The sequence below is a fragment of the Paenibacillus sp. FSL E2-0151 genome, assembly GCF_037993015.1.
Classification (GTDB): Bacteria; Bacillota; Bacilli; order Paenibacillales; family Paenibacillaceae; genus Paenibacillus; species Paenibacillus amylolyticus.
The window spans coordinates 1,028,415-1,053,900 of the sequence record NZ_CP150308.1; the positions used below are offsets into that span (position 1 = coordinate 1,028,415).

At 45.2% G+C, this 25,486-nt stretch carries 23 protein-coding genes; 15 read left to right on the forward strand and 8 right to left on the reverse strand.

Annotated features, from left to right (window positions below):
* The first annotated feature begins 138 nt into the window (after positions 1-138).
* The 4 genes from MHI55_RS04775 to MHI55_RS04790 all read left to right on the forward strand — a co-directional run bounded on the left by MHI55_RS04775 (position 139) and on the right by MHI55_RS04790 (position 5,472).
* The gene (locus MHI55_RS04775; protein WP_340389079.1) at positions 139-1,041 is read left to right on the forward strand and encodes an SDR family oxidoreductase; all 903 of its coding nucleotides are present in this window, start codon (positions 139-141) and stop codon (positions 1,039-1,041) included.
* A 256-nt stretch (positions 1,042-1,297) separates the two neighbouring features.
* Complete coding sequence (locus MHI55_RS04780) at positions 1,298-2,293, forward strand: hypothetical protein (RefSeq protein WP_340389081.1); 996 nt, start codon at positions 1,298-1,300, stop codon at positions 2,291-2,293.
* A gap of 251 nt (positions 2,294-2,544) precedes the next feature.
* On the forward strand, positions 2,545-2,964 hold the full coding sequence (locus MHI55_RS04785; protein WP_340389083.1) for an ester cyclase: 420 nt from the start codon (positions 2,545-2,547) through the stop codon (positions 2,962-2,964).
* A 129-nt stretch (positions 2,965-3,093) separates the two neighbouring features.
* The gene (locus tag MHI55_RS04790; RefSeq protein ID WP_340389085.1) at positions 3,094-5,472 is read left to right on the forward strand and encodes an NdvB protein; all 2,379 of its coding nucleotides are present in this window, start codon (positions 3,094-3,096) and stop codon (positions 5,470-5,472) included.
* Between the two features lie 184 nt (positions 5,473-5,656).
* On the opposite strand, the gene MHI55_RS04795 is transcribed toward MHI55_RS04790, so the two are convergent.
* Positions 5,657-6,412 carry a GNAT family N-acetyltransferase gene (locus MHI55_RS04795; RefSeq protein ID WP_340389087.1) on the reverse strand — a complete coding sequence of 252 codons (756 nt, stop codon included), beginning with the start codon at positions 6,410-6,412 and terminating at the stop codon, positions 5,657-5,659.
* 153 nt (positions 6,413-6,565) lie between these two features.
* Between MHI55_RS04795 and MHI55_RS04800 the strand changes: the two genes are divergently transcribed.
* Complete coding sequence (locus tag MHI55_RS04800) at positions 6,566-7,228, forward strand: SprT family zinc-dependent metalloprotease (RefSeq protein ID WP_340389089.1); 663 nt, start codon at positions 6,566-6,568, stop codon at positions 7,226-7,228.
* 113 nt (positions 7,229-7,341) lie between these two features.
* Here the strand turns inward: MHI55_RS04800 and MHI55_RS04805 are convergent, their stop codons facing one another.
* Together MHI55_RS04805 and MHI55_RS04810 are read right to left on the reverse strand one after the other, a co-directional pair.
* Entirely contained in the window at positions 7,342-8,424 is a 1,083-nt protein-coding gene (locus MHI55_RS04805; RefSeq protein WP_340389091.1) for a saccharopine dehydrogenase, read from the reverse strand.
* A gap of 99 nt (positions 8,425-8,523) precedes the next feature.
* Positions 8,524-8,844, reverse strand: a complete 321-nt coding sequence (locus MHI55_RS04810; RefSeq protein WP_017690570.1) for a metalloregulator ArsR/SmtB family transcription factor — start codon at positions 8,842-8,844, stop codon at positions 8,524-8,526.
* A 184-nt stretch (positions 8,845-9,028) separates the two neighbouring features.
* Here MHI55_RS04810 and MHI55_RS04815 point away from each other — a divergent pair, with 184 nt between their 5' ends.
* Complete coding sequence (locus MHI55_RS04815) at positions 9,029-9,427, forward strand: DUF1801 domain-containing protein (RefSeq protein WP_340389093.1); 399 nt, start codon at positions 9,029-9,031, stop codon at positions 9,425-9,427.
* A 150-nt stretch (positions 9,428-9,577) separates the two neighbouring features.
* Here the strand turns inward: MHI55_RS04815 and MHI55_RS04820 are convergent, their stop codons facing one another.
* Positions 9,578-11,029, reverse strand: coding sequence for a CAP domain-containing protein (locus MHI55_RS04820; protein ID WP_340389095.1), 1,452 nt, complete (start codon positions 11,027-11,029; stop codon positions 9,578-9,580).
* Between the two features lie 173 nt (positions 11,030-11,202).
* On the opposite strand from MHI55_RS04820, the gene MHI55_RS04825 reads away from it, so the two are divergent.
* The 3 genes from MHI55_RS04825 to MHI55_RS04835 all read left to right on the forward strand — a co-directional run bounded on the left by MHI55_RS04825 (position 11,203) and on the right by MHI55_RS04835 (position 14,732).
* Complete coding sequence (locus MHI55_RS04825) at positions 11,203-12,786, forward strand: glycosyltransferase family 39 protein (RefSeq protein ID WP_340389097.1); 1,584 nt, start codon at positions 11,203-11,205, stop codon at positions 12,784-12,786.
* Between the two features lie 4 nt (positions 12,787-12,790).
* Positions 12,791-13,339 carry a hypothetical protein gene (locus tag MHI55_RS04830; protein WP_340389099.1) on the forward strand — a complete coding sequence of 183 codons (549 nt, stop codon included), beginning with the start codon at positions 12,791-12,793 and terminating at the stop codon, positions 13,337-13,339.
* 406 nt (positions 13,340-13,745) lie between these two features.
* A complete protein-coding gene (locus MHI55_RS04835) occupies positions 13,746-14,732 on the forward strand; it encodes a phosphotransferase (protein WP_340389101.1) in 987 nt (328 codons plus the stop codon).
* A 127-nt stretch (positions 14,733-14,859) separates the two neighbouring features.
* On the opposite strand, the gene MHI55_RS04840 is transcribed toward MHI55_RS04835, so the two are convergent.
* Entirely contained in the window at positions 14,860-17,100 is a 2,241-nt protein-coding gene (locus MHI55_RS04840; protein WP_340389103.1) for an S-layer homology domain-containing protein, read from the reverse strand.
* A gap of 236 nt (positions 17,101-17,336) precedes the next feature.
* The gene (locus MHI55_RS04845) at positions 17,337-17,903 is read right to left on the reverse strand and encodes a hypothetical protein (protein WP_340389105.1); all 567 of its coding nucleotides are present in this window, start codon (positions 17,901-17,903) and stop codon (positions 17,337-17,339) included.
* A 375-nt stretch (positions 17,904-18,278) separates the two neighbouring features.
* Between MHI55_RS04845 and MHI55_RS04850 the strand changes: the two genes are divergently transcribed.
* Genes MHI55_RS04850 through MHI55_RS04860 form a run of 3 tightly spaced genes read left to right on the forward strand, consistent with a single transcriptional unit; the run spans position 18,279 to position 19,667 of the window.
* On the forward strand, positions 18,279-18,755 hold the full coding sequence (locus MHI55_RS04850) for a GyrI-like domain-containing protein (protein ID WP_340389107.1): 477 nt from the start codon (positions 18,279-18,281) through the stop codon (positions 18,753-18,755).
* Positions 18,756-18,780: 25 nt separating this feature from the next.
* Entirely contained in the window at positions 18,781-19,230 is a 450-nt protein-coding gene (locus MHI55_RS04855; RefSeq protein WP_047840576.1) for an SMI1/KNR4 family protein, read from the forward strand.
* The gene (locus MHI55_RS04860) at positions 19,227-19,667 is read left to right on the forward strand and encodes a hypothetical protein (RefSeq protein ID WP_340389110.1); all 441 of its coding nucleotides are present in this window, start codon (positions 19,227-19,229) and stop codon (positions 19,665-19,667) included. Before MHI55_RS04855 ends, MHI55_RS04860 begins: the two co-directional genes overlap by 4 nt.
* 114 nt (positions 19,668-19,781) lie before the next feature.
* Here MHI55_RS04860 and MHI55_RS04865 read toward each other — a convergent pair whose 3' ends face one another.
* A complete protein-coding gene (locus MHI55_RS04865; RefSeq protein WP_036605969.1) occupies positions 19,782-20,186 on the reverse strand; it encodes a CBS domain-containing protein in 405 nt (134 codons plus the stop codon).
* Between the two features lie 177 nt (positions 20,187-20,363).
* Between MHI55_RS04865 and MHI55_RS04870 the strand changes: the two genes are divergently transcribed.
* Entirely contained in the window at positions 20,364-22,451 is a 2,088-nt protein-coding gene (locus MHI55_RS04870; protein WP_340389112.1) for a penicillin-binding transpeptidase domain-containing protein, read from the forward strand.
* 112 nt (positions 22,452-22,563) lie between these two features.
* Here MHI55_RS04870 and MHI55_RS04875 read toward each other — a convergent pair whose 3' ends face one another.
* Positions 22,564-23,319 carry a class I SAM-dependent methyltransferase gene (locus tag MHI55_RS04875; protein ID WP_340389115.1) on the reverse strand — a complete coding sequence of 252 codons (756 nt, stop codon included), beginning with the start codon at positions 23,317-23,319 and terminating at the stop codon, positions 22,564-22,566.
* A gap of 278 nt (positions 23,320-23,597) precedes the next feature.
* Here MHI55_RS04875 and MHI55_RS04880 point away from each other — a divergent pair, with 278 nt between their 5' ends.
* Both MHI55_RS04880 and MHI55_RS04885 read left to right on the forward strand, forming a co-directional pair.
* Complete coding sequence (locus MHI55_RS04880) at positions 23,598-24,014, forward strand: VOC family protein (protein ID WP_036606080.1); 417 nt, start codon at positions 23,598-23,600, stop codon at positions 24,012-24,014.
* Between the two features lie 286 nt (positions 24,015-24,300).
* A complete protein-coding gene (locus MHI55_RS04885; RefSeq protein ID WP_340389116.1) occupies positions 24,301-25,476 on the forward strand; it encodes an FxLYD domain-containing protein in 1,176 nt (391 codons plus the stop codon).
* The last annotated feature ends 10 nt before the right edge of the window (positions 25,477-25,486 follow it).

A 25,486-nucleotide genomic window follows, 5' to 3' on the forward strand; every position in this document is an offset into this window, starting at 1 on the left:
GGGCGGGCTTAGTTTAAATTCCACCTATCTCGGTTACAAAGGAAAGAGTGCAACTTTTACGCAAATTAAATTCACAACAAATAAAAAAATACGTTTATACGATGGGTATCGTGTAACTAACCAAGGAGGAAATTGAACATGGCTAATCAAGACCAGCACAACATGCAAGATCCAACGACACAATATCCGAAGGCTACACCGGAGTGGAAACAGCAACAGGATGAGCCGGGGCTCCAGCGTGAGATGACCCCTGTTCCCGATGCGGGTGAGAAAAGTTATAAAGGCAGCGGACGTTTAACAGGACGCAAAGCAGTTGTGACAGGGGCCGACAGCGGAATAGGCCGGGCGGCAGCGATTGCGTTTGCTCGTGAAGGCGCGGATGTCGTTCTTGCCTATCTGCCGGAAGAGGAAGCAGATGCGCAGGAAGTTGTGAAGCTGATTGAGGAAGCCGGTCGCAAAGCAATTACGATGCCAGGTGACCTGAAGGATGAGAAATACTGTGAAGAACTCATTGAATCTGCGGTAAAAGAGCTTGGCGGGATTGATATCCTTGCTAACGTGGCAGGTAAACAGCAGTTTGTGGAGCAGATTGCGGATCTGACCACCGAGCAGTTCGATGCAACGTTCAAAACAAATGTCTATTCCATGTTCTGGCTCTGCAAAGCAGCTGTGAAACACATGAAGCCGGGCAGCTCCATTATCAACACATCATCGATTCAGGCATACAAACCTTCGCCAATCCTGCTGGATTATGCAACAACGAAGGCATCCATTAACACGTTCAGCAAAGCATTGGCCCAACAGGTGGGGAGCAAAGGGATTCGTGTCAACGTTGTTGCACCAGGCCCAGTATGGACACCGCTCCAGGTCGTGGGTGGACAACCGGTCGAGAAGCTAGCCGATTTTGGCTCCAACACACCGCTTGGTCGAGCAGGACAACCTGCCGAGATGGCTCCGGCATTTGTGTTCCTGGCAAGCCAGGAATCCAGTTATGTAAGCGGGGAGACATTGAATGCAAATGGTGGTACGGTTAGTCCGTAAATAGTTTCAGGTAATCCGATCAGGGTATCAGAGGATACGGTCTCCATATTGGGGGCGGTATCCTCTTTTTTGTCATTAAGATGAGAGAAATAAAATATTTTTATATATGAAAGCGTTCTTATATAAAACAGGAAAGGTACATGGTAATATATTCAAGAACATCATCTTCGCTCCCAGCTCTGAGAGTGCGTTGCTTATACAATGAATCTGTTCAGATCAATACACTATGCCTAGGAATCGAAGGAGGAATTCTGTAATGGCCAAGAATGTACTTAAACTAGGTGACCCTGTCATAAGCACGTACACATCATATGGGACATTAACATCCGTTATGCACGAAGATTTATGGCCATGGATTTTCAATAACTTTATACAAATCAGGTATGCACATGGATGGGGAATTTTTTCGTTTGATTCTCATCAGTTTCTGCTAAGTACCTGTCCGGGAATTTCCTTTTACAACCTGCCACAAGAAATTGTGATTAGCAAATGGGGAACATCACTTAAACAAGTGATTACGGAAGCGATAGATATGGGATATTATCTATATATTTATGCAGATAGATACTACATTGCGTGTACAGACTATTATCAAAAAGAACATCTCATGCATGAATTATTAGTGTATGGGTATGACCTGGATCAAAATTTGATATACATTGCTGATAATCTTGATGATGGTAAATTCATACAAAGCGTATGTAGTCTGGATGAACTTGAGAAAGGCTACTGGACCATGTCTAATGAGTACAGTTTTTGGACAGAAGTGAGATTCCTCAAGCCAATTCAGAATATCAATTATGCAATTCATGTGGAGCAGATTATAACGGCGATGGAAAACTATCTTAACTCAAGCGAGACATATGACTTAGTGCGAGATCAGAAATACGATTTTGGAATGCAAGCCATTCAACGCATCTTTACCGACATTGAGCAGGCAGCCCTAGTTGGAGAAACATTGGATTCACGGGTCTTTCATCTTTTGTATGAACATAAGCTACTAATGGAGTTACGTTTATCTTATTTAATGGAGAAATCAATCATTGAGCCAGATGCAACTTTTATGGAATTAAGCACTGTTCTGAAACAGGACTACTTTAAATTGAGAAATATAGTTCTGAAGTACAATATAACGCGTGATACAAGTACACTCAGTAAAATAAGTGAGAGATTACAAGAGAATCTCATGAAAGAGAAAGCATTTATTTCTTCTTTTATTACCAGATTACAACAGGTTAAATCAATGGTTTGAAGTCATCTAACAATAGACAAAAAATCCCCTTTGCTTGTTAGAAAGCAAAGGGGATTCCTGTGTAACTAAGTTACTTCTGCTCTGGTTTCGGGTCCAGAATGGCATAACTGCCTAGCGTGGCACAGGTGAGAGGGGAGGGGATAAGTCCTGTAGAACAATAGAACAGTTGTAATTCCGTAGCGGGGGGACCATGTTAAAATACAAGAGTTACTACATATATATATATCAGAATAATTTGAGGAGGGGCTCAGATGACAGCAGAACAGATTGTCAGAACCTTTTTTGAAGAGGTCCGATCAGGGCGGAATCCCGATTATGCAAGCAGAGTGATGGCGGAACAAGTGCTGGCTCATCAAGTGATATCTGAAGAAGAGGTCACGGTCACCCGAACCCCTTCCGATTATGTGGATCATGTGCGAGAGATGATTGAAGCATACGGGGAGTTTTTACTCGAAATTCAGGAGTTACTGGCCCAAGGTGATAAAGTTTATGTGCGCTGGAGACAAGCGGGTACCCATATCGGCGAAGTGAACGGATACAGCCCAACCAACCTCCCGGTGATTGAAATTGCCAGTGCGGTATACCGAGTGGAAAACGAACAAATTGCAGAGTATTGGATACAGATCGACAGGTTGGGCATCGAGAAACAATTGGAACGTAATCGGAGCTGAGTTTCTCAGCTCTTTTTTAGATTTCAGTTCTTTGTAAGCGTTCCCGTGTTATAATGGACTAAGTTGTATACAAGTTACCTAAAACGTTTTCTGTCTTTTAACTCCATAATCTGAAAGTGAGGTTCAGTGATGATTAAAGCAACGGAAGATAATCAATATGTTGAACTAACAAGCCCGACAAGTTTACCGAAGGCATCCGGATTCCTTTGGAATGAAAAGATGATGATTCATGTGAATTGCCGGGGGTACGCGGTGGCCCAATTCATGCAGCCCGAACCTGCTAAATACTCGTATGCGCCCAACCTGGAAGCCAAGACGTTTATGCAACCGGAGCAGCCATACTATGCCCACCATCCGGGACGGTTTGTCTACATTAAAGATGAAATAAGTGGCGAAATTTTCTCAGCCCCGTATGAACCGGTTCGCAAGCAGGCGGATAGCTATACGTTCGCTGTTGGTAAACACGATATTCATTGGAAGGTGGTTCAGGACGACATTTGCATCGAGATGTCCCTGCGTTTGCCGAAGGAAGATGTCATGGAGCTGTGGCGTGTGAAGGTAACCAATCTGTCTTCGAGAAAACGCAAGCTGAGTATCTACCCGTATTATACGGTCGGTTATATGTCCTGGATGAACCAGTCCGGTAGATATGTGGAAGATTTGCAGGGCATTGTCTGCTCGGCGATTACGCCGTATCAGAAATATCAGGATTATAGCAAAATCAAAAACTATAGTGACAAAACCTATCTGCTTGCAGATCACCAGCCGACCGCGTGGGAAGTGAATCATGAGACTTTTGAAGGCGAAGGTGGACTACATAATCCTTCGGCCCTGCAGTCGGAGACACTGGCTGGTGGAGATGCACGGTACGAGACACCTGTAGCTGTATTGCAATATAGAGTCGAACTGGAAGCGGGAGCGGAGCAGGCGTATAGATTTATCTTTGGTCCGGCTCATGATGAGACAGAGATTGAGGGCATTCGTCAGCATTATTTTGTGAAGCAGAATAAGGATGGACAGGATGGTTTCGTCGCAGCCGAACAGGAATATGCTGAGTATATTGCGGAAGGGCAAGGGAACATCCAGATTGAGACACCGGACAGCTGGTTAGATAATGTCGTGAATCACTGGCTGCCTCGCCAGATGTACTATCATGGCAAAACGAATCGTCTTACAACTGATCCGCAGACGCGGAATTATTTGCAGGACAACATGGGCATGAGTTACATTCAGCCGCAGATTGCGCGGGCTGCGTTCTTGACCGCTCTCTCTCAGCAGCATATAAGCGGCGCGATGCCAGACGGCATTATTTTGCACCCGGACGCAGAACTGAAATATATTAACCAGGTTCCTCATACCGATCACTGTATCTGGCTTCCAGTCTGTATGAAGACCTATTTGGATGAAACGAATGACTATAGCATTTTGGAGGAACAAGTTGCTTTTACAGACAGTGAACAAAAGGTTTCCGTACTGGAGCATATGAATCTTGCAATGCGCTGGTTGATCCATGAGCGTGATGCGCGTGGGTTGAACTATATCAATCAGGGTGACTGGTGTGATCCGATGAACATGGTGGGGTACAAAGGCAAAGGGGTATCCGGCTGGTTAACCATTGCGTCGGCATATGCGTTCAATGTGTGGGCAGATATTGGTGAACAGGCAGGGCATGGCGAGGTTGCAGCGGAATTCCGTCAGGAAGCCACTCAGACAAATGCGGTAGCCAATGAGTATCTGTGGGATGGGGACTGGTATGCCCGCGGAATTACGGATGATAACGTAGTGTTTGGTGTAAGCAAAGACGTGGAAGGGCGCATCTATATCAATCCTCAGAGCTGGGCACTTATGAGCGGTGCTGCGGATCAAGATAAACAGGAGAAGTTAATTCGTGCGGTAGAGGAGCAATTGGAGACGCCATATGGTGTCGAGAAACTCGCGCCGTCTTTCACCGCCATGCGGGAGGATGTAGGTCGTGTCACGCAGAAACATCCGGGAAGTGCAGAGAATGGTGCTGTGTACAATCACGCGGCGGCGTTCTATATTTATGCGTTGTACCTGGTGGGCGAGAAGGAGAAGGCGTATCGTCTGTTGCGTAAAATGATTCCGGGCCCTAATGGCGAGGATATTCTCCAGCGAGGTCAGCTACCCGTATTTATCCCGAATTATTATCGCGGAGCTTATCGGCAATTCCCACGTACAGCTGGGCGCTCCAGTCATCTGTTCAACACGGGCACGGTGCCTTGGGTGTATCGTTGTCTGATCGACGGATTGTTTGGACTGCAAGGTCATGCACAAGGACTTCAAGTGCGGCCGCAGTTACCAGAAGATTGGAACGAGGCATCAGTTACGCGGTTGTTCCGCGGGGCTGAGCTGAATGTAAACATGAAGAAGGATGCAACTGTCCGGACAATTGAGGTACATGTTGACGGTCAACGGATTGCAGGCGACATCATCAAGAATATACAGGCTGGCGTGAAATATGAGGTGCTGGTGAAACTGCCTTTGTAGAAAGAGTACGGAGTAGCTGATAAACGGTGTGAAGAGTTTGGAAAATTACGAAGAAAAATTAAAAACTGCCTTTCCTTCATAGGAGGAGGGCAGTTTTGCTTTCAAGATGTTGTTTTGAATTAATCTGTTTGTCAGACTGAATATGATAAAAGAATCCACAAGCTAAGCTTGATTAGCAAACACTCTATTCTTTGACTCTGTACCAATAGCTATAAATCTCTGAATAACCCAGCTTGGCGTAAAGCTTCAAGGCAGGTGCATTATTCGCAACGACTTGCAGATAACTAGACGTAGCGCCATTCCTTTTTGCCCAATGCAGGAGATGCAAGATCATCTGTTCAGCAAGTCCCCGATTCCGGAAGTTAGCGTCTGTTATGATGTCATATAATCCAATGTAGCCGCGTTCGATGACACCAAACCCACAAGCGACGACTTGCCCATCGATCAACAGCGAGATGAAACCTACCTGTGTGCGGATATTGTTCAACATAAGTTCCGTCGTTTCCCGTTGCAGATCATTCACCTGATTTAACCTGCAAAAATGATCCAGCCACGCTGTGGTCAACTGTTCGTCGATCTGTACAGCCTGGTGTGCAGGCTCTTTGATCTCTTCCAGGCTCCTGATCTGGATACGAGTCAGATCCACAACAGTATACCCTTTGTCTTGCAAAAGTTGGTCGAGATGATCCGGCTGAATAAACGGTGTGATTTTAAATATGGTACTTAACTGATTGGAGGCATAGATGCGCTCACATTCCTCAATCTTTTTATGCACATCCAGAGTGGAGTCGTAGATAGGTTGAACGGAGTTGGCACGTTTGGTATATCCTTTGGCAAAACGCAGTACCCAGCCGTCATATAATAAGGTGGACAAGGGTTGCCAGTGGTTAAGCGATAGTTCTTCAATGGTTTTATGTTCTGAATCTATGGTATGTGTCATATCCAACCTCCGATTTTATGATTAGATAATAATACATAATTGTGTATAAAAATACAATACAAACATATATATCGCCGAACAGTATGCATTATAGCCGGAGATGGTATACAATTTGATTTGATTGAATGATTAACTTCAGGAGCGGAGCGCATTATGTTAACTATAGAATTAAATAATCACAGCATTAACTGTCATATCCAATACGGCAAACGGAAGAAAGTTTCCATCACGATGGACTTGCCTTATATGGTAACAATCAAAGCACCCAATGGTACCAGTGAAGACATGATCCGGCAACTTGTAGAGCAGCACGGGGATGTAATTTTGAAGAAATCCGCACTGATGCAGCGGGCGCTCGAAGGTCCTCAAGCCAAGGAATACGAAGATGAGGGCAAGGGGAAGTTCCTGCTTTTTGGCAAGGAGCATGCATTGCATGACTTAATCCCTGTAGAGGGTCTGACAGAAGAAGAGCTGCGAGCGAATCTGAAGAAGTTTTATTTTGCCGAGTGTAAACGTATGATTGGGGAGCGCATCGGTCGCTATCAGCAGGAGTTGAAGGTGAAGCCGAAGTCAGTAGAGATCGTAGATTCTCCCACCAAGTGGGGCAGTTGTAGCTGGGACAAAAAACTTACGTTCAATTATCGTCTGGCGATGGCGCCACTGGAAGTGATGGATTATGTCATCATTCATGAACTGTGCCATATTCACCACATGAATCATGATCGTTCCTTCTGGCGGCGGATCGGTAGCATCATGCCGGATTACAAAACAAAAGAAGATTACCTGATGCGAAATGGTCGGGCTATGACACTATAATTCCAGACCCAAGTTTGTACTTGATACGATAGATCCCTCCATTATAATTCGTAAAATCCGCGATGGTCCCACTGTTGCAGTGAGTGGCTTCGCGGACTTTTGTTGTCTCTGGATCAGGAACGGGTTACTTGAACGCCGTATTGTTTGAAAAAATGAGTAACCGCATCCATGTCCATTCGATCATCAAACAGATGCTCAGGATAATAGATGCCTGGAGCCATAGACTTGTCCGTTGGCATCATCAGTATCTTCTCGGCTTGCACCGCAGCGCCGAGTGCAGTCATATGAGTTTGACCGAGTGGGTCAGAGACTGTCATCGTTCGTTTAACGTCGTTTCCTTTTGCATCCAGCCCTTTCAATTGAATGACCAGATGATGTGCACTCCCAGTTCCTGGATTATAGAGCAACTTTTGGCGGAATGGCTTGAAACGTTCACCGCTGATCATCTTCCATACTCCGGTTTTGACCAATCCGGCGAGTGCATAGGTAGATACTTTACTGTCGAATGAAATACGGAAACTGGCGGAATCGATATGGCTGGTATGAGGCAAAGTGACGTGATCGGGTGTGTCCAGTCTATAACATGGGGTCGTATACCCGTTCGGGAAATGAACTTTGATCGGATCTGTCATGGGATAGACGAGTCGATGTGTATTGGATTCGGTTATCTGAAAAGGAATACTCATCCGGTCCATGAAGGCTGCCGAATCAGGGCCGGCCTTATCCCGCAGCGACCATAGGGCATGAATGTTTACTTCGACATGTTGCAGCGAGTTAGAGAGTATCATGGCAAATAGAGAAGCTGTTCCTGCCATCCATCCAGAGGACAGCACTACCGGAGCATGAAGCTCTTCCTGCTCTACTGTACGGATCGCTTGATTGAACACCTCAGTCCAGCGTGTTATATCGATGAGGGGAATTTTTCTCCGTACGGCCGACACCAGTAACCGATCATCCAGATCGTTCACTGCATTAATGATAAATGATATATTTTCACCTGCGTGAATCAGTGGATCGTCTGCATTGGTATCAACAACAACCGTTTGGACACGATTGGATGGAAAAGGTGCTGCTTTACCCGCAGAACGGCCTCCCAGTACCAATTCCAGATCAGGATGCCTGTCATGCAAAATGCGGGCAAGCTGTGCACCTACAGCACCATAACCTCCAGCGATAAGAACTCTTTTTCTAATCATTCTATATACCTCCGTTGATATGTTTATGTACTTATATGTTTAAACTATTGAACATATAAGAGTGAAGAAAAGGAATGCAGTACACCAGCGCGGTATGCGCTAGCTCTGACATTCCACTTCCACGAGATGAACGAGCTGTTTGAGTAATTCGATCGCATCGTTGAACTCCAGCTTGTAATACATCTCTGTACCTTTTTTCTGAACCGATAACAGCCCGGATTGACGCAATATTTTCAAGTGATGAGAGACCGTAGGGCGTGACATGGGGACATGCTCTGCAATCTGCGATACGTTCATGCTCTCTTGATCAATGAGCAGCGATATGATTCGCTGGCGAACGGGGTCTCCCAAACCTTGAAGATAAGGACTTAGATTCTCGAAAATATCAATAACTTTTTGGTTACCCATCGACTCGTTCATGGCTCACTCCGTTATAATGTTTAATTGTTTAAACATATTATAAGGCTTAGTTCACTTAAAAATCAAATTTAACATTCCAAGTTGCAGGAAAATAGCTGTTCCGCTTGTCCATTTGAAGTACAATATAAACAAATATGCCCGTACCACGAATCCATTGATGTATCCGTGGTGGAAGGAGTCCAAGATGGCTGAGAGTAACCATTATTCGGTGCTGGTAGATGAATATATCTCAGAATTTGCACCTGATGTACAGGTGAGATTACAGGCAATAAGACAGATTATTCGTGAAGCGGCTCCGAACGCCGAAGAGAAGATCAGTTACCAGATGCCTACGTATGCACAGCATGGGAATTTGGTTCATTTTGCCGCTTACCAGCATCATATTGGGTTTTACCCTGCTCCCAGGGGAATTCAAGCTTTCCAGGAGGAACTCTCCAAGTATAAAGGGGGAAAGGGGTCTGTCCAGTTTCCGCTGGATCAGCCATTGCCCGAGGATCTCATTCGCCGGATTGTGGAGTATCGCGTGAAAGAAAATGTGGAGATCGCGTTGGAAAAGAAACGCAAAAAGGGAGCACCGAAGTAATTAAAGCTCCTATCACAAAAGCTCATATCATAAACTATAAAAAACAGTCGGATGCCTATGCATTCCGACTGTTTTTATTTTTAGATTTTAAGTTTAACGTTGCTCGTTACTTCATTTTACTTTGTTCGATTCCTATGCTCTTGCTCACTTCTATTCAAAGAAATACGTTACGTTTGAATTACTTGCTGTAGGAATCAAATACATAAAGCTTGGGTCCACTTGCAAGTAGATCGTCAGGTCGGAAACGCCCAGATTAGGAACAGTCAGACTGAACCGACCGTTAGCATCCAGCTTCACCGTTTCCGTGCGAATATGTTTTTCGTCAGGTGAAGGACCGTGGATCTGGAATGAGAATGTTTTACCTGCATAAGCAGTGAGTGTTCCCCGTACTTTCAGCGTACGATCCGCTGTATATTCGAACTGCATCAGATGATTATCCAAGTAATCCTCGTTCACGGGTTCCGGTTCTTGTGGCTCTGTTCCAGGGTCTTGTGGTTCTGTCCCAGGATTCTGTGGATCGGTTACAGGTTCTTGTGAAGGATTGCTAACCGAGAAGAAACGTGTCTGATATGAAATTTCTGCTTTGGACCCGTCTTTCTTTTTCAAACCGGTAATGCGAACGTTGAATGTATCGCCTGCCTTCAGGGACTTCAAGTTATCCGGGCGGAAAATGACAGCGTAGTTATATCCATAACCATCGGTATTTACATTGAAAAAGGCCTTTGCAGGATCACTGCTAACCGGTGTTTTTGCTCCCAGTACCCAAGTTTTCTGATCGGATGAACGGACGATCTCCACCTGTACTTCGGAGTTGGAAGGCTTCGCAAAGATGTCCGGATTCAATTGTGCAGACCAGGCTTGTGACACATTGAATGCTTCAATCGGGAATGCCCCTTTATTCGGATACAAGTTGTAATTGTAATTGAGTTTTCCTGAACGGCTCGTATCCATAACTTGCATGGTGCTAAAATGGCTTGCATAGTTTTTGTTGTCCCGGGATGCAATTCCGAATCCGACCTTTTTCAGTTGCGAACTCAAAATCCAGCGGCGATGGCCGAGTGCAGCAATGTTACTTGCGTCCGAATCATCCATATAGGCTTTAACACTTTGGACTGCAAGATTTCCTTGTGTACCATAGGAAGCGTACAGATTGGAGCTTGAAGCCGATTTGGCTCCCAGATCAAAAAAGTCTTTTGGCATATCTGCAGGACGAGTTGGGAAATGAGTCAATTCTCCGGTAGAGACAACAACTGCTCCATGCTGGACTTGACGATTAAGCGCAGGGTCCAGAACGAGATCTCCATCCAAACCGGAGAGATAACGATAGAAGTTGGCTGCACCTAGAGCCTGCTCTAATGTGGTGTTACTTACTACACCAGCGACGTAAGGTGCCTTGGTAGAGGGTTTCTGAGTGAACGTTGCAGTTTGGTTCTTGCCACTCATCCATTGTGTCCATTTCTGGCTGATTTCTTGTTCACTTCGCTCAGGCAGCAGACTGTCGACAGGGGCCGCAGCGATCTGCTGAGTTCCGAGCAGCATAAACAATAGACCTGCGAGAGGAAGAGAGAGTAACGAGCGGATGTACCTTTTTTGAATAAACATGTTCTAATCTCCTTCTAGTAAAAAAATATTATTATGTATTCGATGTATTTTATCGACATTAAAGGTATAATTCGTTAGTTTAATGAATGCAATTGTTTATTCGAATTCAGCGATTTTTCAGCCAGAGCCATTATAATACTCACGGAATCCTGTAATCGAAAAGGAGTTTTCGCATGTCTAAGGTGCTGCATAAGTCGTTTTATCTCATTTTGCTCGTGTTTGTTGCGGTGTTTATTGCCTCGTCCTTGTTGGTTCGGGCACAGTATAACTACGCCTTATATGGGGACAATCCCATTTTGGGCATGCAGCAGTGGAGTGTTTTTCTCCCGGTCATTCTTTTGCTTCTTGGTTCAGGTGTCGGGTTATATGCTCTGTGTCTGAAACTGAACAAATACAGCCCGAAGGTTGTCATTCCGATAGTGCTGTTATGTTCTCTGGTCATTCAGATCATCATCATTTTTGTATTTCCGAGAGTACCCACCGATGATTCACAGACCGTTCTCTCACTCGCCATGAACATGCTGTATGACCAAGACTACTCTTCGTTTGAAACGGGTGGTTATCTGCACATGTTCCCGTTTAACTACTCGATCGTCTTGTACCTGAAGACATTGCTGTACCTGTTCCCGGACAACTATCTGGTCATCAAATTCTTCAATATTTTGTTTTCAACGTTAACAACATTCATGATTTATCTTATTTATAAACAAGTGAATGACAGATCTACGGAGCGTGATTACGGTGTGTTGATCTTTGCAGCCACGTACCTACCGTCCTTGTTCCTGAACAACCTGATCTATAACGATCTGATTGCCACAGCATTTCTGACATCTTGTATATACTTTGTTATTCGTTTTGTACGTGAAAAGTCTTGGAAAACAATCGTCATTGCCGCCGTTTTTCTCGCAATGGGCAATTACTTCCGAAGCATTGGCGTGATCGTGCTAATCGCTGCCATCGTATATATTCTGCTGAATATGCGGAGCATGGGAATGAAGAAAGTCATCATTTCCATTGGTGTGCTGGCTATGTTGTTTAATGTACCAACCTGGACTCAGAATGCGGTTCTTCAATCCTCCGGTGCTGTGAGCGAACCTGTTGGAGAGAATGCTGCACCGGTCTATATGTGGCTGAATATGGGGATTAATCTGGCGCGTTTTGGCTTCTGGGACAATATGGAGAGTTATCAGATCTACCAGAGGCAGGCCAACTACAGTAAGGCTGAGAGCGCAGCATTGTTCAAACAAGAGATCAGCAACAAGCTTTCTGAAGCAAGTGCGAGTGAGTTGGTGCAGATGTATTACAAAAAGATCATATGGACCTGGACCGAAGGGACATACCAGATGGACCGCTACGGAATCGGCAATGAAAGTTCCATGGGTGCCGGAAGAGGAAGGGGAGGCGGAATCGCGGGCTCCTACAGTTACACCAATGCGATAACAGAACTGTTACAAGGGGATTCGGCTTATCGGACAGGTTTGCTCTGGATTGTATATGTGATGAATTTCTTGATGTACTGTTTTATTTCCATCCGGTTGGTTGGTGGAATTCGTCGTAAACGGTATGATGAAGTCTCCTTAATCCTGGTCATTCTCGGATTCATCGGATTTTATATTCTGTGGGAGATTAAGTCGAGATACATCTACCCTGTATATCCGGTGTTGGTTGTGCTGTCCTATATGGGTTTCAAAGATACGTATGACTTCATATTTCATCGTAAAGGTACCTTGGAGAGATATTCCCTGAGAAAAAGGTGATCATATGCGAAAAAATAAATATTTTACATCGGTTACGCTACTCCTACTGCTGGGATGTTCGGTTATGCTTACGGCCTGTGATGTGATAACCGCCCAGAATATTACCAAGACCAGTTCTGTGCAAGGCATGAACGGTGGCGGTATGCCGAATGGTGGCGGACTGGGCATGAATGGAGGAACACCGAGAGGTGGAAGAGGCACCGCGGGCATGAATGATCGAACAGGCAGTCCTGGCATGACGCAGGGGATGATGAATGCCGACATTACTGGTAGAGTCATCTCCGTGAATGGGAACACAGTGACGCTGGCGTTACTTGAGGTGCAGGACAACTCATCCCCAAGCAGGGAATGGAAGGATACCGGAATGGAGATGAAATTGAATATAAGTGATGATGTTGCTATCACTGAAGGCATGGGGACGCCGGGCTCGGACAATTCCAGCCCACGTGCGAATTCGTCCATTCAAGTGTCTGATCTTCAGAAAGAAAACATCGTGATGGTGTGGTATAAGGACAACACCGAGACGGTGGAACGGGTGATGGTTGTCCAGTAAAAAATGATGGGATTATCGTCATTTTGTAATTGCTTACATTTGGCTTATCGGCTATTATGGTAACAACTGGTTTTTTGAAGGGAGTGAGCGTCATGAAACGACGGTCTAAGATGGTATGTTCCATTACTACAATGAAGGTAAGCATAAACTGAATAATTCCGGCAGACCATTCAGATGCAGGGTGGAAACATCCAGTTTCCCAGTCCGGTCTGAGATCTGTCGATATATAGGGATGTAACTGCTCATTTTTTCTGGCGTATGCGAGGTTTATTTGCTTGTGCAAATTTCTCATACACTCAGAATTTTTAAAAAGCCGCAGGCATAGCCTGCGGCTTTTTGCGCGCAAAAATAGGCATTCGGTGGTTACAAGTAATGCACCTAAAACGATCAAAAAGGAGAACTGCCCATGTTAAAATTAAAATATTTATTTCAACATAATGATCTTGCCGAGATGATTTTAAAGAATTGGAACTATGATCCTGAGTCGCTGGATATGTTTCAGTATTATCGTATATCCTCCAATGCCGTGTATCCGTTCAGAGATCAGGGGGAAGTGAGATTACTTCGATTTGCTCCGGTAGAGGAAAAAAATCAAGTCAACCTTAGCGCTGAACTGGAGTTCCTGCGTTATCTTCAAACGAATCATTATGGAGCCATGGAGACGGTACCTTCCCATTCAGGGACAGAACTCATAGAGGCTCACACCCCATGGGGAGTGTACTATGCTTCCGTATTCAAGCGAGTACCTGGATCGCAGTTAGGAAGCATTGATTTGAATGACTCCATCCTGTACAGCTATGGTCAGGCGTTGGGTGAGATGCATCATTTATCACGTACATTCATGCCTGAGCAAAAGGAGAAACGCTGGACCTACACGGATGTTTTGGATTGGATGCAGGAGATCCTGAAGGGTTTTCCTGGTGAAACGGCTGCTTTGAATGAGGTGGAGTTTCTTCGAACGTATTTTGCGACTTTACCGATGACCCAGCAAAATTTCGGTCTCATCCACTACGATTTTGAACTGGACAATGTTTTCTATGACGAAGGTAGCCAGTCTTGTTATGCCATTGATTTTGATGATTCGATGTATCATTGGTACGCAATGGACGTGGAACAGAGTCTGGATAGTTTACGTGAGGAGATCGAGCCTGAACAATGGGAGCAGAAGAAACAATTGTTCCTGAACGGGTACTGGTCCGAGGCAGGAGAACGTTATGATCTGGAGAGTATGTTCCCCGCTTGTCGCCGTTTTGCCAACTTGTACGGTTATGTGCGTATGCTTCGATCTGTTGCAGAGCAGTGGTCATATGAGCCGGAGTGGATGAGCGGACTAAGAGCGAGGTTAGCGAGGATAATGACAGAAAAGGCAGAGCAATTCGGTCATCCGCTTTAATTTCTAGTGCAGCCGACGCTTCTCCAATTCCATAAAAATATGTCATGTTCACACCAGAAATAATATGTTTCGAGAAAAAAACCAGCTGGGAATTCAATGTAGAATTCCTAAGCTGGTTTTTTACATGTTACTCGGTATAATCACTTATCGCAGTATGCCCCGCTTCTACACTGATCCAGTAGGAATAATCTTCGCGCACGTCCACATAGAGGTTAAGTTCCTTTGCATCAAGGTTACTTAGCGTTAGTTTAAAATTGCCATAGGCATCTGTTGTAACCTGTTGCGTCTGGATGTGCTCTACAGCAGGCGAAGGACCATGGATTTTGATCGGCATCGTCTGGTTGGCATACGCCGGGAACGTACCTTGAAGGACCAGTATGTGATCGGAAGAATATACTGCTTTCATGGTCTGATCCGGTAGTCCGCCGTTCTTTTCATTCCCGGTAGCTTCAGTGGCATTCTTCGGCCTGCTCCATAGTTCGAAGTCTTTTTCCTTCAGGTTCTGGAGAAAAACAATGGCCTCTGCCCGGGTCAAGGATTCTTGTCCCGCATAACCTTGCACCGTAGCTGCGGTTTTGCCTGAAGAGTATCCCATGTTCAGCAGATACCGGATGGCATCGTCGTCCTGGGTATAATTTTTACCGCCAAGCCCCGCCACGATTAAGGCTACTTCTGTTCGGTTCAAGGCACGATTGCGCAGCTTCGGATTCTGTTTGCTGGCATCCAGTTTCAGATTCAACGCGGAAGCATAGGTGTAGTAACGATCACTCCAGATGTTTCCTTTAATAGCTTGTCCCTCTGCAGCATCTATGCTCTGAATGACATGGGAATTCGCATACAGCTTGAACAACATAGAGAGGAATTCGGCTTCACTCACCTGATTGTTGGGTTTGAACGTTCCATCCTCGTATCCACTGACCATCTCCTGTTGAACGGCCCATTGAATGGCATCTTTCGCCCAATGTGTACGGACATCAGTTAATTGGGGAATTCCCGTTACCGTAACAGAGACAACCGCCTCTTTCCCTTCAAAACGAATCCGAATTTCGGCTTTACCAGCCTGAAGTCCAATGATTTTTCCATCCTTGATGGCAATGCGATCTGACGTCGTGGTGAAGGAAACGTTAGACTGTGGAACATAGGATGTTCCGTTATCATTCACGGCAGTGATTGAAGGCAGATCAATCTGTTCTCCTGCTCGGACTTTCAGGTTTGGTTGTCCTGGCGTTATGCGGGTAAGCGTTGTATCTTGAACACCGTCCACATGGAAGAAACGTGTGGAGTATGAGATTTCCGCTGCTGTACCGTTTTTCTTTTGCAGACCTGTAATTCGAATGTTGAACGTATCGCCGTTCTTTAACAATTGCACATCGTCGGGACGGAATATGATGGCGTAACCATATCCATATCCACCTGTCTCTACATTGAAATAGGCTTGATTAAACCATTGTTTATCCGCAGGGTCCACGTTGTAATAACCGGTTGGAAAGCCACTGTTCTGATTCTTTGCATTAAAGGTCCATGTACGTTGATCGGAAGTCCGAGTCATCTCGATCTGTACCTCAGATTGTGATGGTTTCGCAAATACATCTGTATTCAGTTGAACAGACCAGGCCTGTGTACTGCCAAAAGCTTCGATTGGAAAAGCTCCCTGATTCGGGAACAGGCTGTAGTTGAACGAAGTTCCCCCCGTTCTGCTTTTATCAAATACCTGCATGGCACTATAGTACTGATCATATGTCTTGCCTGCTTCACTACGAGTGGCGAGTCCAAATCCGATTCGTTGCAGTTGTGGACTCAAAATCCAGCGCCTGTGACCCAATCGATCAATATTGGAGGCATCCGAATCATTCATATAGGCCTGAATGCTGTTTGTCAGGACGTTATTCTTTGCACTGCTGGTAACGTACAGATTGGAGCTGCTGGCAGACTTTGAACCGGTGTCAAAGAAATCCTTTGGCATATCTCCTGGCTGTTTTGGAGAATGGGACAGGTATCCACCCGTGGAGACCACAACAGCCCCATGCTGGGCTTGACGATTCAATGCCGGATCAAGAACAAGATCGCCCTGTAGCCCCGTGATAAAACGATAAAAGTTGGCTGCATTCAGCCCTTGTTCCAGATAGGCGTCACTTACCACACCAGCAGAGTAGGGAGCACTTGTCGAAGGTGTCTTTGTATACAGGGGAGATGTATCATTGCCATTCATCCACTGGTTCCACTTTTGGACAATCTCCTGCTGACTTCGCTCAGGTAACAAACTGTCGACCTGTTCCGCATGTGCCGCTTGAGCACCCCATAACAGAAACAGTAAACCTGCCAAGGGCAGGGTGAACAGTGAAAGCATTTTATTTTTCCGGTAAACCATGTTTCCAACCCCTCTCATATCTGAACGTACGAAGAACATATGCATATACAGCATTATGGTATATTCATCGACATTACAGCTTGTTTTGCTTAGAGCCAGGCATGAGAGCATAAGGCCGAGCATGTGAAGGAGGATATTTTAATTAGGGAGTTGGTGGTTCATTTGTTAAAAAAAGAGCACAGGCCACCCCGCTGATTGGGGACAGCTTATGCTCTTTCTACATATGTATCTACTTTTTAGTCGAGACTCAGGTCGAAATCAGGCTCACACATATAATCTAATGGGTACAGATCATCTCGTGCCGAGATTAATGCACGGAAATGCAGATAAAGATTATTGGGCTGTACCACAATGCCACCAACACGATGGGGCATAAGTTCAGCCACGACGAAGACATCCTCGGCATTGTTACATTTAAAAAGAACATTTTTCGGATGAATGACTTCCTCCAGGTAACTGTACGTCATCACGTGAAATGTTTGTCCGCGCCAGTTTGTCTTGATTACTTTATAGGACTGTGTGCGAACCAGATCCAAATAACGTTCCAGCTGGAACGTATGTTCAAATTGCGTAATATAACCTTTTTTATCTACATCAATGGTAAATTCGACATCATAGCTCACATGCATTTCATCTTTATAAGTTCCGTTCATGACCTTCATGGCGTCAAAGTGTGATCCAAATTCCGGATTTTCCACATAGGGAATGGTAACGAGTTCAGGATCAATATGATCTGTGATCTTACTGTTACTGGAAGGTGGGGTGTAATACTTCGATGGCTGAAGATCAATCGATCCAATCATGCTTCCAGGAAAACCGGGGCTGCAAGTTATTCGCATAGTCATCTCCTTAGTTGTTGGTCAGTAGTTAGACGAACGACTAGGGAGAAAGTTGCACCAGAATAAGGAAATGAAGGACGGGAAGAACCCAGTATGTCTATCTCCCAACATCGAGCAGGAACGAATGATAGGTAAATATTCTTTTAAGTCATGAATCGCACGTCTACTTCTGTTCCTGCTACTTTCATATGACCAGTAGCACCGGTGCTATTTCCAATCGTTCTGCTCTTTTGATAAAGTATCTGTAGGACATAACGGAGATACATATCAACTATGAGACAACATGAATGGGTCATGGAGAACCGTGCCCCGTATCGCTCTCGGAGAGGAGTCCATCTAATGAATGTGAATGAACATGTGATCGAACAACAGTCCCTTACCTTTGTGGGCATCAAACGAACGTTCTCTTGTGTGGGTGGAGAGAATTTAAGAGAAATTCCTAAGATGTGGCAGGATGCTTTGGCAGACGGCATTGAGGAACTTTTAAACGGGTTCAATAACGGAGCTATTCCCGGTCTGGTGGGCATCTGTGTAGATCAGAGAGAGCTGAAGGATAATCAAATGGAGTATTGGATTGCTACCTCTTACTCAGGTGAAGTGCCTGAAGGTTTGGTGTCCATCGAACTTCCTGCGTCCCATTGGGTCGTATTTGAAGCTGATGAACTAGAGCCGGAAGCGATACAACGGTTGTGGCACTATATTATGACAGAGTGGTTTCCTTCCACTTCATATCAGCATGCAGGGATTCCGGAACTTGAAGTGTATAGAGGTCACGGCACACCTCCCCAAGTCTGGATACCTGTAAAATCTGTGTGAGCAAAATTGAATTAGGAGGTCTGCGATGTTATCCAATAAAGTGATTGATCATTGCCAGGAGCAAGGCTGGTGGCATGAAGATGTTCCAGCAGCCTACGAAGAAGCATTGCGGAAGCTTGGAATTGATCTTCAATCGGATTTTGCACAATTTTATTTACATGCAGAGGATGGACCAACTTTCTACAGCAGGCATCAGGAGTTGTATCAGATCTGCTGGTTTATGGAGAACACCGTGTATATGGAAGACATGAATGTAGCACAGCTTACACTGGGACTTCCCGAGGCGTATATTCCACTGGACAGTTTTGAAGGTGAAGGTGGATTTTTCTACAACCGTCAGACGGGAGAAGTGGTGCTGGTGGAACTGGGCGAATCGATTGAACGGTTTCTTAATGGTGAGAGTGAGCCGCAGTGGGCTGATTTCAATGCTTTTCTGGAGTGGTATTTCGTTCTAGAGGAGGATACGGTGCAATGAAAGATCTAACACCGGAACATGTCGAACTGGAGCGACAAATTGTAGAAACGGTAGAAGCCGGTAATATGCTGGATGAGACGCAGCAGCATGAACAAGCACTTATCTATTATGATCAGGCATGGGGCATGTTGCCCGAGCCGAAGATGGAATGGGAGATTGCAAGCTGGATTGCATCCTGTCATGCGAATGCACATATCGATCTGAAGCAGTATGGACTGGCGAAGCCGTGGGCTGAGATATCGTTAAGTACGCGGAGTTCGGATAGAAATACAAGTCCGTTGATCGACCTCGGCATGATCTGCATGAGACTTGAACAGCATGACGAGGCGTATTCGTATTTGCATCAGGCGTATGAGTTCGGCAGAGAGCGTGCATTTCAGGGAAGTCCGAGGGACGTGTTGAGTTATTACATTGATGAGCGGGCTAAGCGCAAGTAGAATGATTCCGACCAGACCATGAAACAAAAAGGGTACCCCGGTTTGGCCAAAACATGACCACAGGAGTACCCTTTCGAGTTGAATATTCGTTTATTACAGGATGTTTGACTTCATTTAATCCGAAATGTTACGCGTATAGTATTCAATAATATCCTTACGACGGATAATACCGAGGAAGACACGATCGACATCCACCACGGGCACAAAATTTTGGTCTGCTGCAAGTGTCAGCATATCCTCCATTTCAGCCTCAATGAATACACATTCATTATATACCCGATTGTTAATCTCATGGACTTGAACCTGATCCATCGTATCAAAAGTCAATCCGGGTGTATTTCGCATTTTCCATAACAAATCGCCTTCGGACAGGGTAGCAACATATTTTCCATCCTGGTCAATCACGGGAACGGCGGTGTAGTGTTGCGATTCCAATTGCTCAATAGCATCTTTCATGGAAGCGGTAGACTTGATATAGGCCACTTCGGCTTTGGGGAGTAAAAAATAGCTGATTTCCATCATCGGGCTCCTTTTCAGCCTTTTGCATAGCAAAAAAGCTTTAGTATGTAATCTCACTCTCCTTATTTAAACATATTATGTGAGCTTTCGGCTATTTTTAATGATAAATTCGTCAGATTTGTTTCATTGTTTAAATGGCTCTGGAAATCTATAGTGTATATTAGAGGTGATGTAACCATGAAATCAAAACGTAAATTAATGTACGGACTGCTGCCCATCTTGTTTGCAGGTGGAATCGGAATGTATCTATACATGCAGAATAACAAAGAAGCAGAGGCTAAGCCCCAGACTACCGTGAATCAATACATAGAGCATCTGCAAAAAAAAGAATTTGACCAGTTGTACACCTTGATGACACCTGCTTCGCTGCAAGAGTCGGGCATGAACAAGGAACAATTTGTTGAGAAATACAATGCGATCTATTCGGGTATGGAAGTATCCACCGTCAAGGCGGAGGTTAAACCTGTGGAGGTTGCCGAAACGACTTCCGATGGCAGTAAGACCGATGCAGAGAAACAAAACCCGGATACGTATGAGGTGGATTACAACCTGCAACTGACAACTTTTTTGGGTGAAGTCAGTGAGACGCATACATTAAAACTGGTCCGGCACGAGCTTGAGGACGGGGGCAAAAACTGGCAAATTAACTGGCAGCCTTCGCTGATCCTGAATGACATGGCTAAGGGCAGTAAGGTACGAGTGAGGACACTGTTCCCCGATCGTGGAGACATTGTGGATCGTGATGGTTTGCCGCTCGCTACCAAGGGGACGATGAATGAATGGGGCATTGTACCTGAGAAACTTGGTGATAACCCGGACCAGATGATTACCCGAATCGCGAGCCATTATCAGGTTTCGGAAGATGCCATTCACAAGGCGCTTGCGCAGACATGGGTGAAGCCGGAGTATTTTGTCCCGATTGGTTCAACGGAGGAGTTTGACGTGCCAGAATCTTTAAGCGGGGTTACGATGCAAAGCAAGGAAATCCGCTATTATCCACTCGGCGAGGCGGCTGCGCACCTGATTGGTTACGTGCGCAAAGCCACCAAGGAAGATCTGGATAAGGATACGGAAGGGTATTATCGCGCAGAAGATTGGATCGGCAAAGCGGGTTTGGAGCAGTCCATGGAGAAGCAGCTGCGTGGTGAACGTGGTGGTCTGATCGAAATCACCGATGAATCCGGTAACTCTCGTTCTGAGCTTATTCGCAAGGATGCTGTAGATGGACAGAATGTACAACTGACGATTAGCTCCAAACAACAAAAGAAATTGTATGAGACATTATCCAGTGGTGGAGATGCCGGTGCAATGGTTCTAATGAATCCGACGGACGGCAACCTGCTGGCGTTGGTCAGTGCGCCTTCCTATAACCCGAACAAAATGGTCACAGGACTTACTCAGGCAGAATGGGATGCTTATTCGGCGAATGAGAAGCTTCCTTTTATCAACAGAGTCACTACCCGGTATGCACCAGGATCAACCTTCAAAGCGATTACAGCCGCAGCGGGACTGGTGGAGAAGGTGACCACAGCAGACAAAACCCATGATATCTCTGGCTTGCAATGGCGTAAAGACGATAGTTGGGGCGGTTATTATGTTAAGCGTGTGAAGAGTTTATCCCCGGTTAACATGGTCGATGCTCTGGTGTACTCGGACAATATTTACTTTGCCATGGAAGCGATCGAGATGGGCAGCGCCAAGTTTATTGATGGGATCCAGAAATTTGGTTTTGGCGATAACTTTGGACTGAATGAACTGTATCTGAAGCCAAGCCAATATGCCAACGAAGCACATCTGGATCTGTCGTCTGAGGTGTTACTCGCTGATACGTCCTACGGGCAAGGGGAGATGTTAATGTCCCCGATTCATCTGGCATCGTCATTTACACCTTTTATTAATGAAGGGAAGCTGGTGAAACCTGTTCTGATCGAGGGAAAAGAAAGCACTGACCCTGAGGTAATTATTACTCCGGAAGCCGCAAATACGGTTAAGGATGCTTTGGAAGAAGTTGTTTCCCGGCAGGGAGGTACGGCCCACACCTTGAATTCAATTCCTGGAGGACTCGCGGGCAAGACGGGAACAGCGGAGCTGAAAGCAAAAAAGGGAGAGAAGGGACAGGAAAACGGATTTTTCGTAGTGTTTGATACCGACTCTCCGACCTTCCTGTTATCCGCTGTAATTGAAGAGGTGAACGGCCGAGGGGGAAGCCACTATGTCGTGGATAAATTAAAGCCTTTTTTGGAAAAGTTGGAGATTACGCAGTAAATCCGATTTAATATATAGCCTCGCAAACATCATAAAAAGACCCGGTCACCATGTTATAGTTCTCACATGTGACCGGGTCTTTTTTATTTCATTTTATTCAATATGGGATCATTTATTTCCTTGCAGTGATCATGAAGCGTGCCGAGTTGGTATGAATGCCCTTCTCGTCGCGATGTTCATTCACAAACTGCTGGAATCGCTCGAAGTCAGTGTCTACCTTTCCGAAATCAGGAATGATGGGTGCATGGGTTAGGAGAAACATCAAATCTTCAGGTGTAGCGTAATGCTCCACCACATTATATTCACGGGCCTGAATGTCATGGAAACCTGCTATTTGAAGTTCATGCTTGTATCGTTCCATCAATGTGCCAGGTTGAATGCCAAGGCTCTGTCCACGGCCAAAAGCTTCTGAAATGTTGGATTTATCATGTTCGCTGACCTGCTGGGTTAGAAATATCCCACCCTGAGCAAGAACTCTAAATACTTCTGAAGCAGAGAACCTAGAGTGTCTGGAAGATACCACATTAAAGAAGTAATCTGGAAAAGCCAGTTTTTCTGCGTCCATATGAAGAAAGCGTACATTGGAATGACCGTCCGTAGCCTGAAGGTTATGCTGTGCGGTCTCAATCATTCCTTGAGCGAGATCAATTCCCACCAGTAATAAGGCATCTTCCGCAATGGACAGAATAGCTTCTCCACCACCTGTTCCAATATCCAGCAACAGATCGGACGATCGCGTATGGCGAACAACTTCCTCATAGAAGTTCCATCCGATGTTCTCCGAGACAACGTTCATGGAGCTGAAGTTCCAGCCATTCGTCCGGCCTACGCGTTCATAAAAGTCAGCGTAATCTATTTTGTTTTTCATTTTCATATTCCTCCAATGTGAGTTTGTTTGAACAGGACAAGAGAGTTGTGCCCAATCGTTCTAATGTAAATGGTCGAATAGGATCAAATGGACAGACGTATCCCTTGATAGCTGGTACGCGTTTTGACCCAGCCCGACGACTAATTACTTCGAACAATACGGAGCAACATCCGTGTCACCTCACAAGTTGGAATGTCTTCATTATATTCAATTGACAGCGTATACGCGAGGTGTTATTTTGAGGTGGAATGTATTCTATGAGTTCGAGGTGATCGATGGTGGCTATTCGTGCTAAGCAGATTTTTGTCAATTTACCTGTTCAAGATTTGAAGAAATCCGTTGAGTTTTTTACTAAGGTGGGATTTGAGTTTGACGCCAATTTTACGGACGAGTCTGCTACTTGTATGATCATCGGGGATAATATTTATGCCATGCTTCTGGTGGAGGAACGTTTCCAATCCTTCATTTCAAAAAAAATCTCCAATGCCGCCGATACAACCGAAGTCATTGTTGCCCTGTCTGTAGATAGCCGTGAGCAGGTAGATGTGATTGTACAAGCTGCCCTCGATGCAGGAGGGAAGCCATCCAACGAACCACAGGATCACGGATTTATGTACGGATGGAGTTTTCAGGATCTGGATGATCACCTGTGGGAAGTTTCCTATATGGATCTCAGCGCTTTTCCTTCGGAGTAATAAAATGAAAATAACTAGAGCCTTCCTAGATTAATAGGAAGGTTCTTTTGCATCCAGTATGACTCGTTTAAACATGATATCTACAGAACATATGGTGTAATATTCCTTTTTGCTATATGATAATTATCGATTCATGTTGGTGTTTTTTAGCAATTGATGCGATAGGCGAACCCCGGGAAAGCGAAGTATACATATGTTCTTAAGTGGAGGGATCAGGGTGTATTGTCATGTATGTGGGACCAAAAACAGTCCGGCGGATAACACGTGCAGAAAGTGTAGAACCAAATTGAAAGAAACAAGCTCTACAGAGGAACAGATCTGGGCAGAAACAGCCATTGACTTGGATAAAGGAACGCAAAAAGCAATTGATTCGTTGTCCCGTCAGCAGCAACCAGCTTCCAAACAGGGAAATACGGGTCAAGGCCTTGCATTTAGCTGGATTATTCCCATACTTCTGGCAGTAGTTGTAGGAGCTTTGCTAACGTATTATTACAAGCAGGAAACAGGTATAAATGCAGAGGTTAAATCACTGCACCAACAGGCGGAACAGGCTGCACTAGAGGGAAAATATAAAGAGGCTCTCCAACTGCTAGACAGCGCTCTAACGAAACGACCGAACTATGATGCACTTATACAGGATCGGCAAATTACGGCGAAGGCGTTCAACTTGATGAATCAGTTGGATGAGGCGTCCACAAGTCTGAAGACAGGAAAGCTGTCCGCAGGAGACAAGACCATTCAGGCTGTAGCCAAAGCGTTGATGGAGCGGGAAGAACCTGTTTTTACCAAAGTGCGTGCCGCATTCAACAACAGAAAGGTAACACTGGCCGTATTGAAGGTGAAAAAGGAAATCGACAGTTTGACAACAATTGAGGCACTAGCCGAGAAGTTGGACACCATATCAGACTTGAAAGGCAAGGAAGCTGAGACAGTAGAGAAGCAAATTGTCGACAAGCTCGCAAGCATAAGTTATAAAGAGGCGGAACAGCAAGTAAAGCAAAAGAATTTCACAATTGCGTTACAAACGGTCGACCAGGGATTGTCCTATGCGCCGGAAAATGAAAAACTGACTTCGTATCGTGAACGGGTGCTCAGTGAAAAAAAGGCATTTGAAAAAGCGGAAGCGGATCGGATTCAACTGGCGGAGCAACAGGCTGCAGAAGAAGATCTGATGAATCGAACGGCGGCAGTAAGTGTCGTGAACGTTGATGCGACGCTTGATATGTACGGGGATCTTTATATTAGCGGTTCATTGATCAATAATGCAACTCGTCCGATCTCTTCCATTACAGTGTTGATTGATATTTATAATATAGACGGTATATATCTGGGCCAAACTTATGCAGATGTGTATCCAAGCTGGCTGGATGTGGGGGAAGAAGGTTTTTTTGAAACCTATTATTATGGTGTGTACGAGGAAGCGGAAATCTCTGTTGTGAATGCAACGTGGTATCTCGAATAGGAGGACAGGT

Coding starts and splice junctions, on each gene's coding strand:
- MHI55_RS04775 (WP_340389079.1), top strand. CDS start 139: ATGGCTAATCAAGACCAGCACAACATGCAAGATCCAACGACACAATAT.
- MHI55_RS04780 (WP_340389081.1), top strand. CDS start 1,298: ATGGCCAAGAATGTACTTAAACTAGGTGACCCTGTCATAAGCACGTAC.
- MHI55_RS04785 (WP_340389083.1), top strand. CDS start 2,545: ATGACAGCAGAACAGATTGTCAGAACCTTTTTTGAAGAGGTCCGATCA.
- MHI55_RS04790 (WP_340389085.1), top strand. CDS start 3,094: ATGATTAAAGCAACGGAAGATAATCAATATGTTGAACTAACAAGCCCG.
- MHI55_RS04795 (WP_340389087.1), bottom strand. CDS start 6,412: ATGACACATACCATAGATTCAGAACATAAAACCATTGAAGAACTATCG.
- MHI55_RS04800 (WP_340389089.1), top strand. CDS start 6,566: ATGTTAACTATAGAATTAAATAATCACAGCATTAACTGTCATATCCAA.
- MHI55_RS04805 (WP_340389091.1), bottom strand. CDS start 8,424: ATGATTAGAAAAAGAGTTCTTATCGCTGGAGGTTATGGTGCTGTAGGT.
- MHI55_RS04810 (WP_017690570.1), bottom strand. CDS start 8,844: ATGAACGAGTCGATGGGTAACCAAAAAGTTATTGATATTTTCGAGAAT.
- MHI55_RS04815 (WP_340389093.1), top strand. CDS start 9,029: ATGGCTGAGAGTAACCATTATTCGGTGCTGGTAGATGAATATATCTCA.
- MHI55_RS04820 (WP_340389095.1), bottom strand. CDS start 11,029: ATGTTTATTCAAAAAAGGTACATCCGCTCGTTACTCTCTCTTCCTCTC.
- MHI55_RS04825 (WP_340389097.1), top strand. CDS start 11,203: ATGTCTAAGGTGCTGCATAAGTCGTTTTATCTCATTTTGCTCGTGTTT.
- MHI55_RS04830 (WP_340389099.1), top strand. CDS start 12,791: ATGCGAAAAAATAAATATTTTACATCGGTTACGCTACTCCTACTGCTG.
- MHI55_RS04835 (WP_340389101.1), top strand. CDS start 13,746: ATGTTAAAATTAAAATATTTATTTCAACATAATGATCTTGCCGAGATG.
- MHI55_RS04840 (WP_340389103.1), bottom strand. CDS start 17,100: ATGGTTTACCGGAAAAATAAAATGCTTTCACTGTTCACCCTGCCCTTG.
- MHI55_RS04845 (WP_340389105.1), bottom strand. CDS start 17,903: ATGATTGGATCGATTGATCTTCAGCCATCGAAGTATTACACCCCACCT.
- MHI55_RS04850 (WP_340389107.1), top strand. CDS start 18,279: ATGAATGTGAATGAACATGTGATCGAACAACAGTCCCTTACCTTTGTG.
- MHI55_RS04855 (WP_047840576.1), top strand. CDS start 18,781: ATGTTATCCAATAAAGTGATTGATCATTGCCAGGAGCAAGGCTGGTGG.
- MHI55_RS04860 (WP_340389110.1), top strand. CDS start 19,227: ATGAAAGATCTAACACCGGAACATGTCGAACTGGAGCGACAAATTGTA.
- MHI55_RS04865 (WP_036605969.1), bottom strand. CDS start 20,186: ATGGAAATCAGCTATTTTTTACTCCCCAAAGCCGAAGTGGCCTATATC.
- MHI55_RS04870 (WP_340389112.1), top strand. CDS start 20,364: ATGAAATCAAAACGTAAATTAATGTACGGACTGCTGCCCATCTTGTTT.
- MHI55_RS04875 (WP_340389115.1), bottom strand. CDS start 23,319: ATGAAAAACAAAATAGATTACGCTGACTTTTATGAACGCGTAGGCCGG.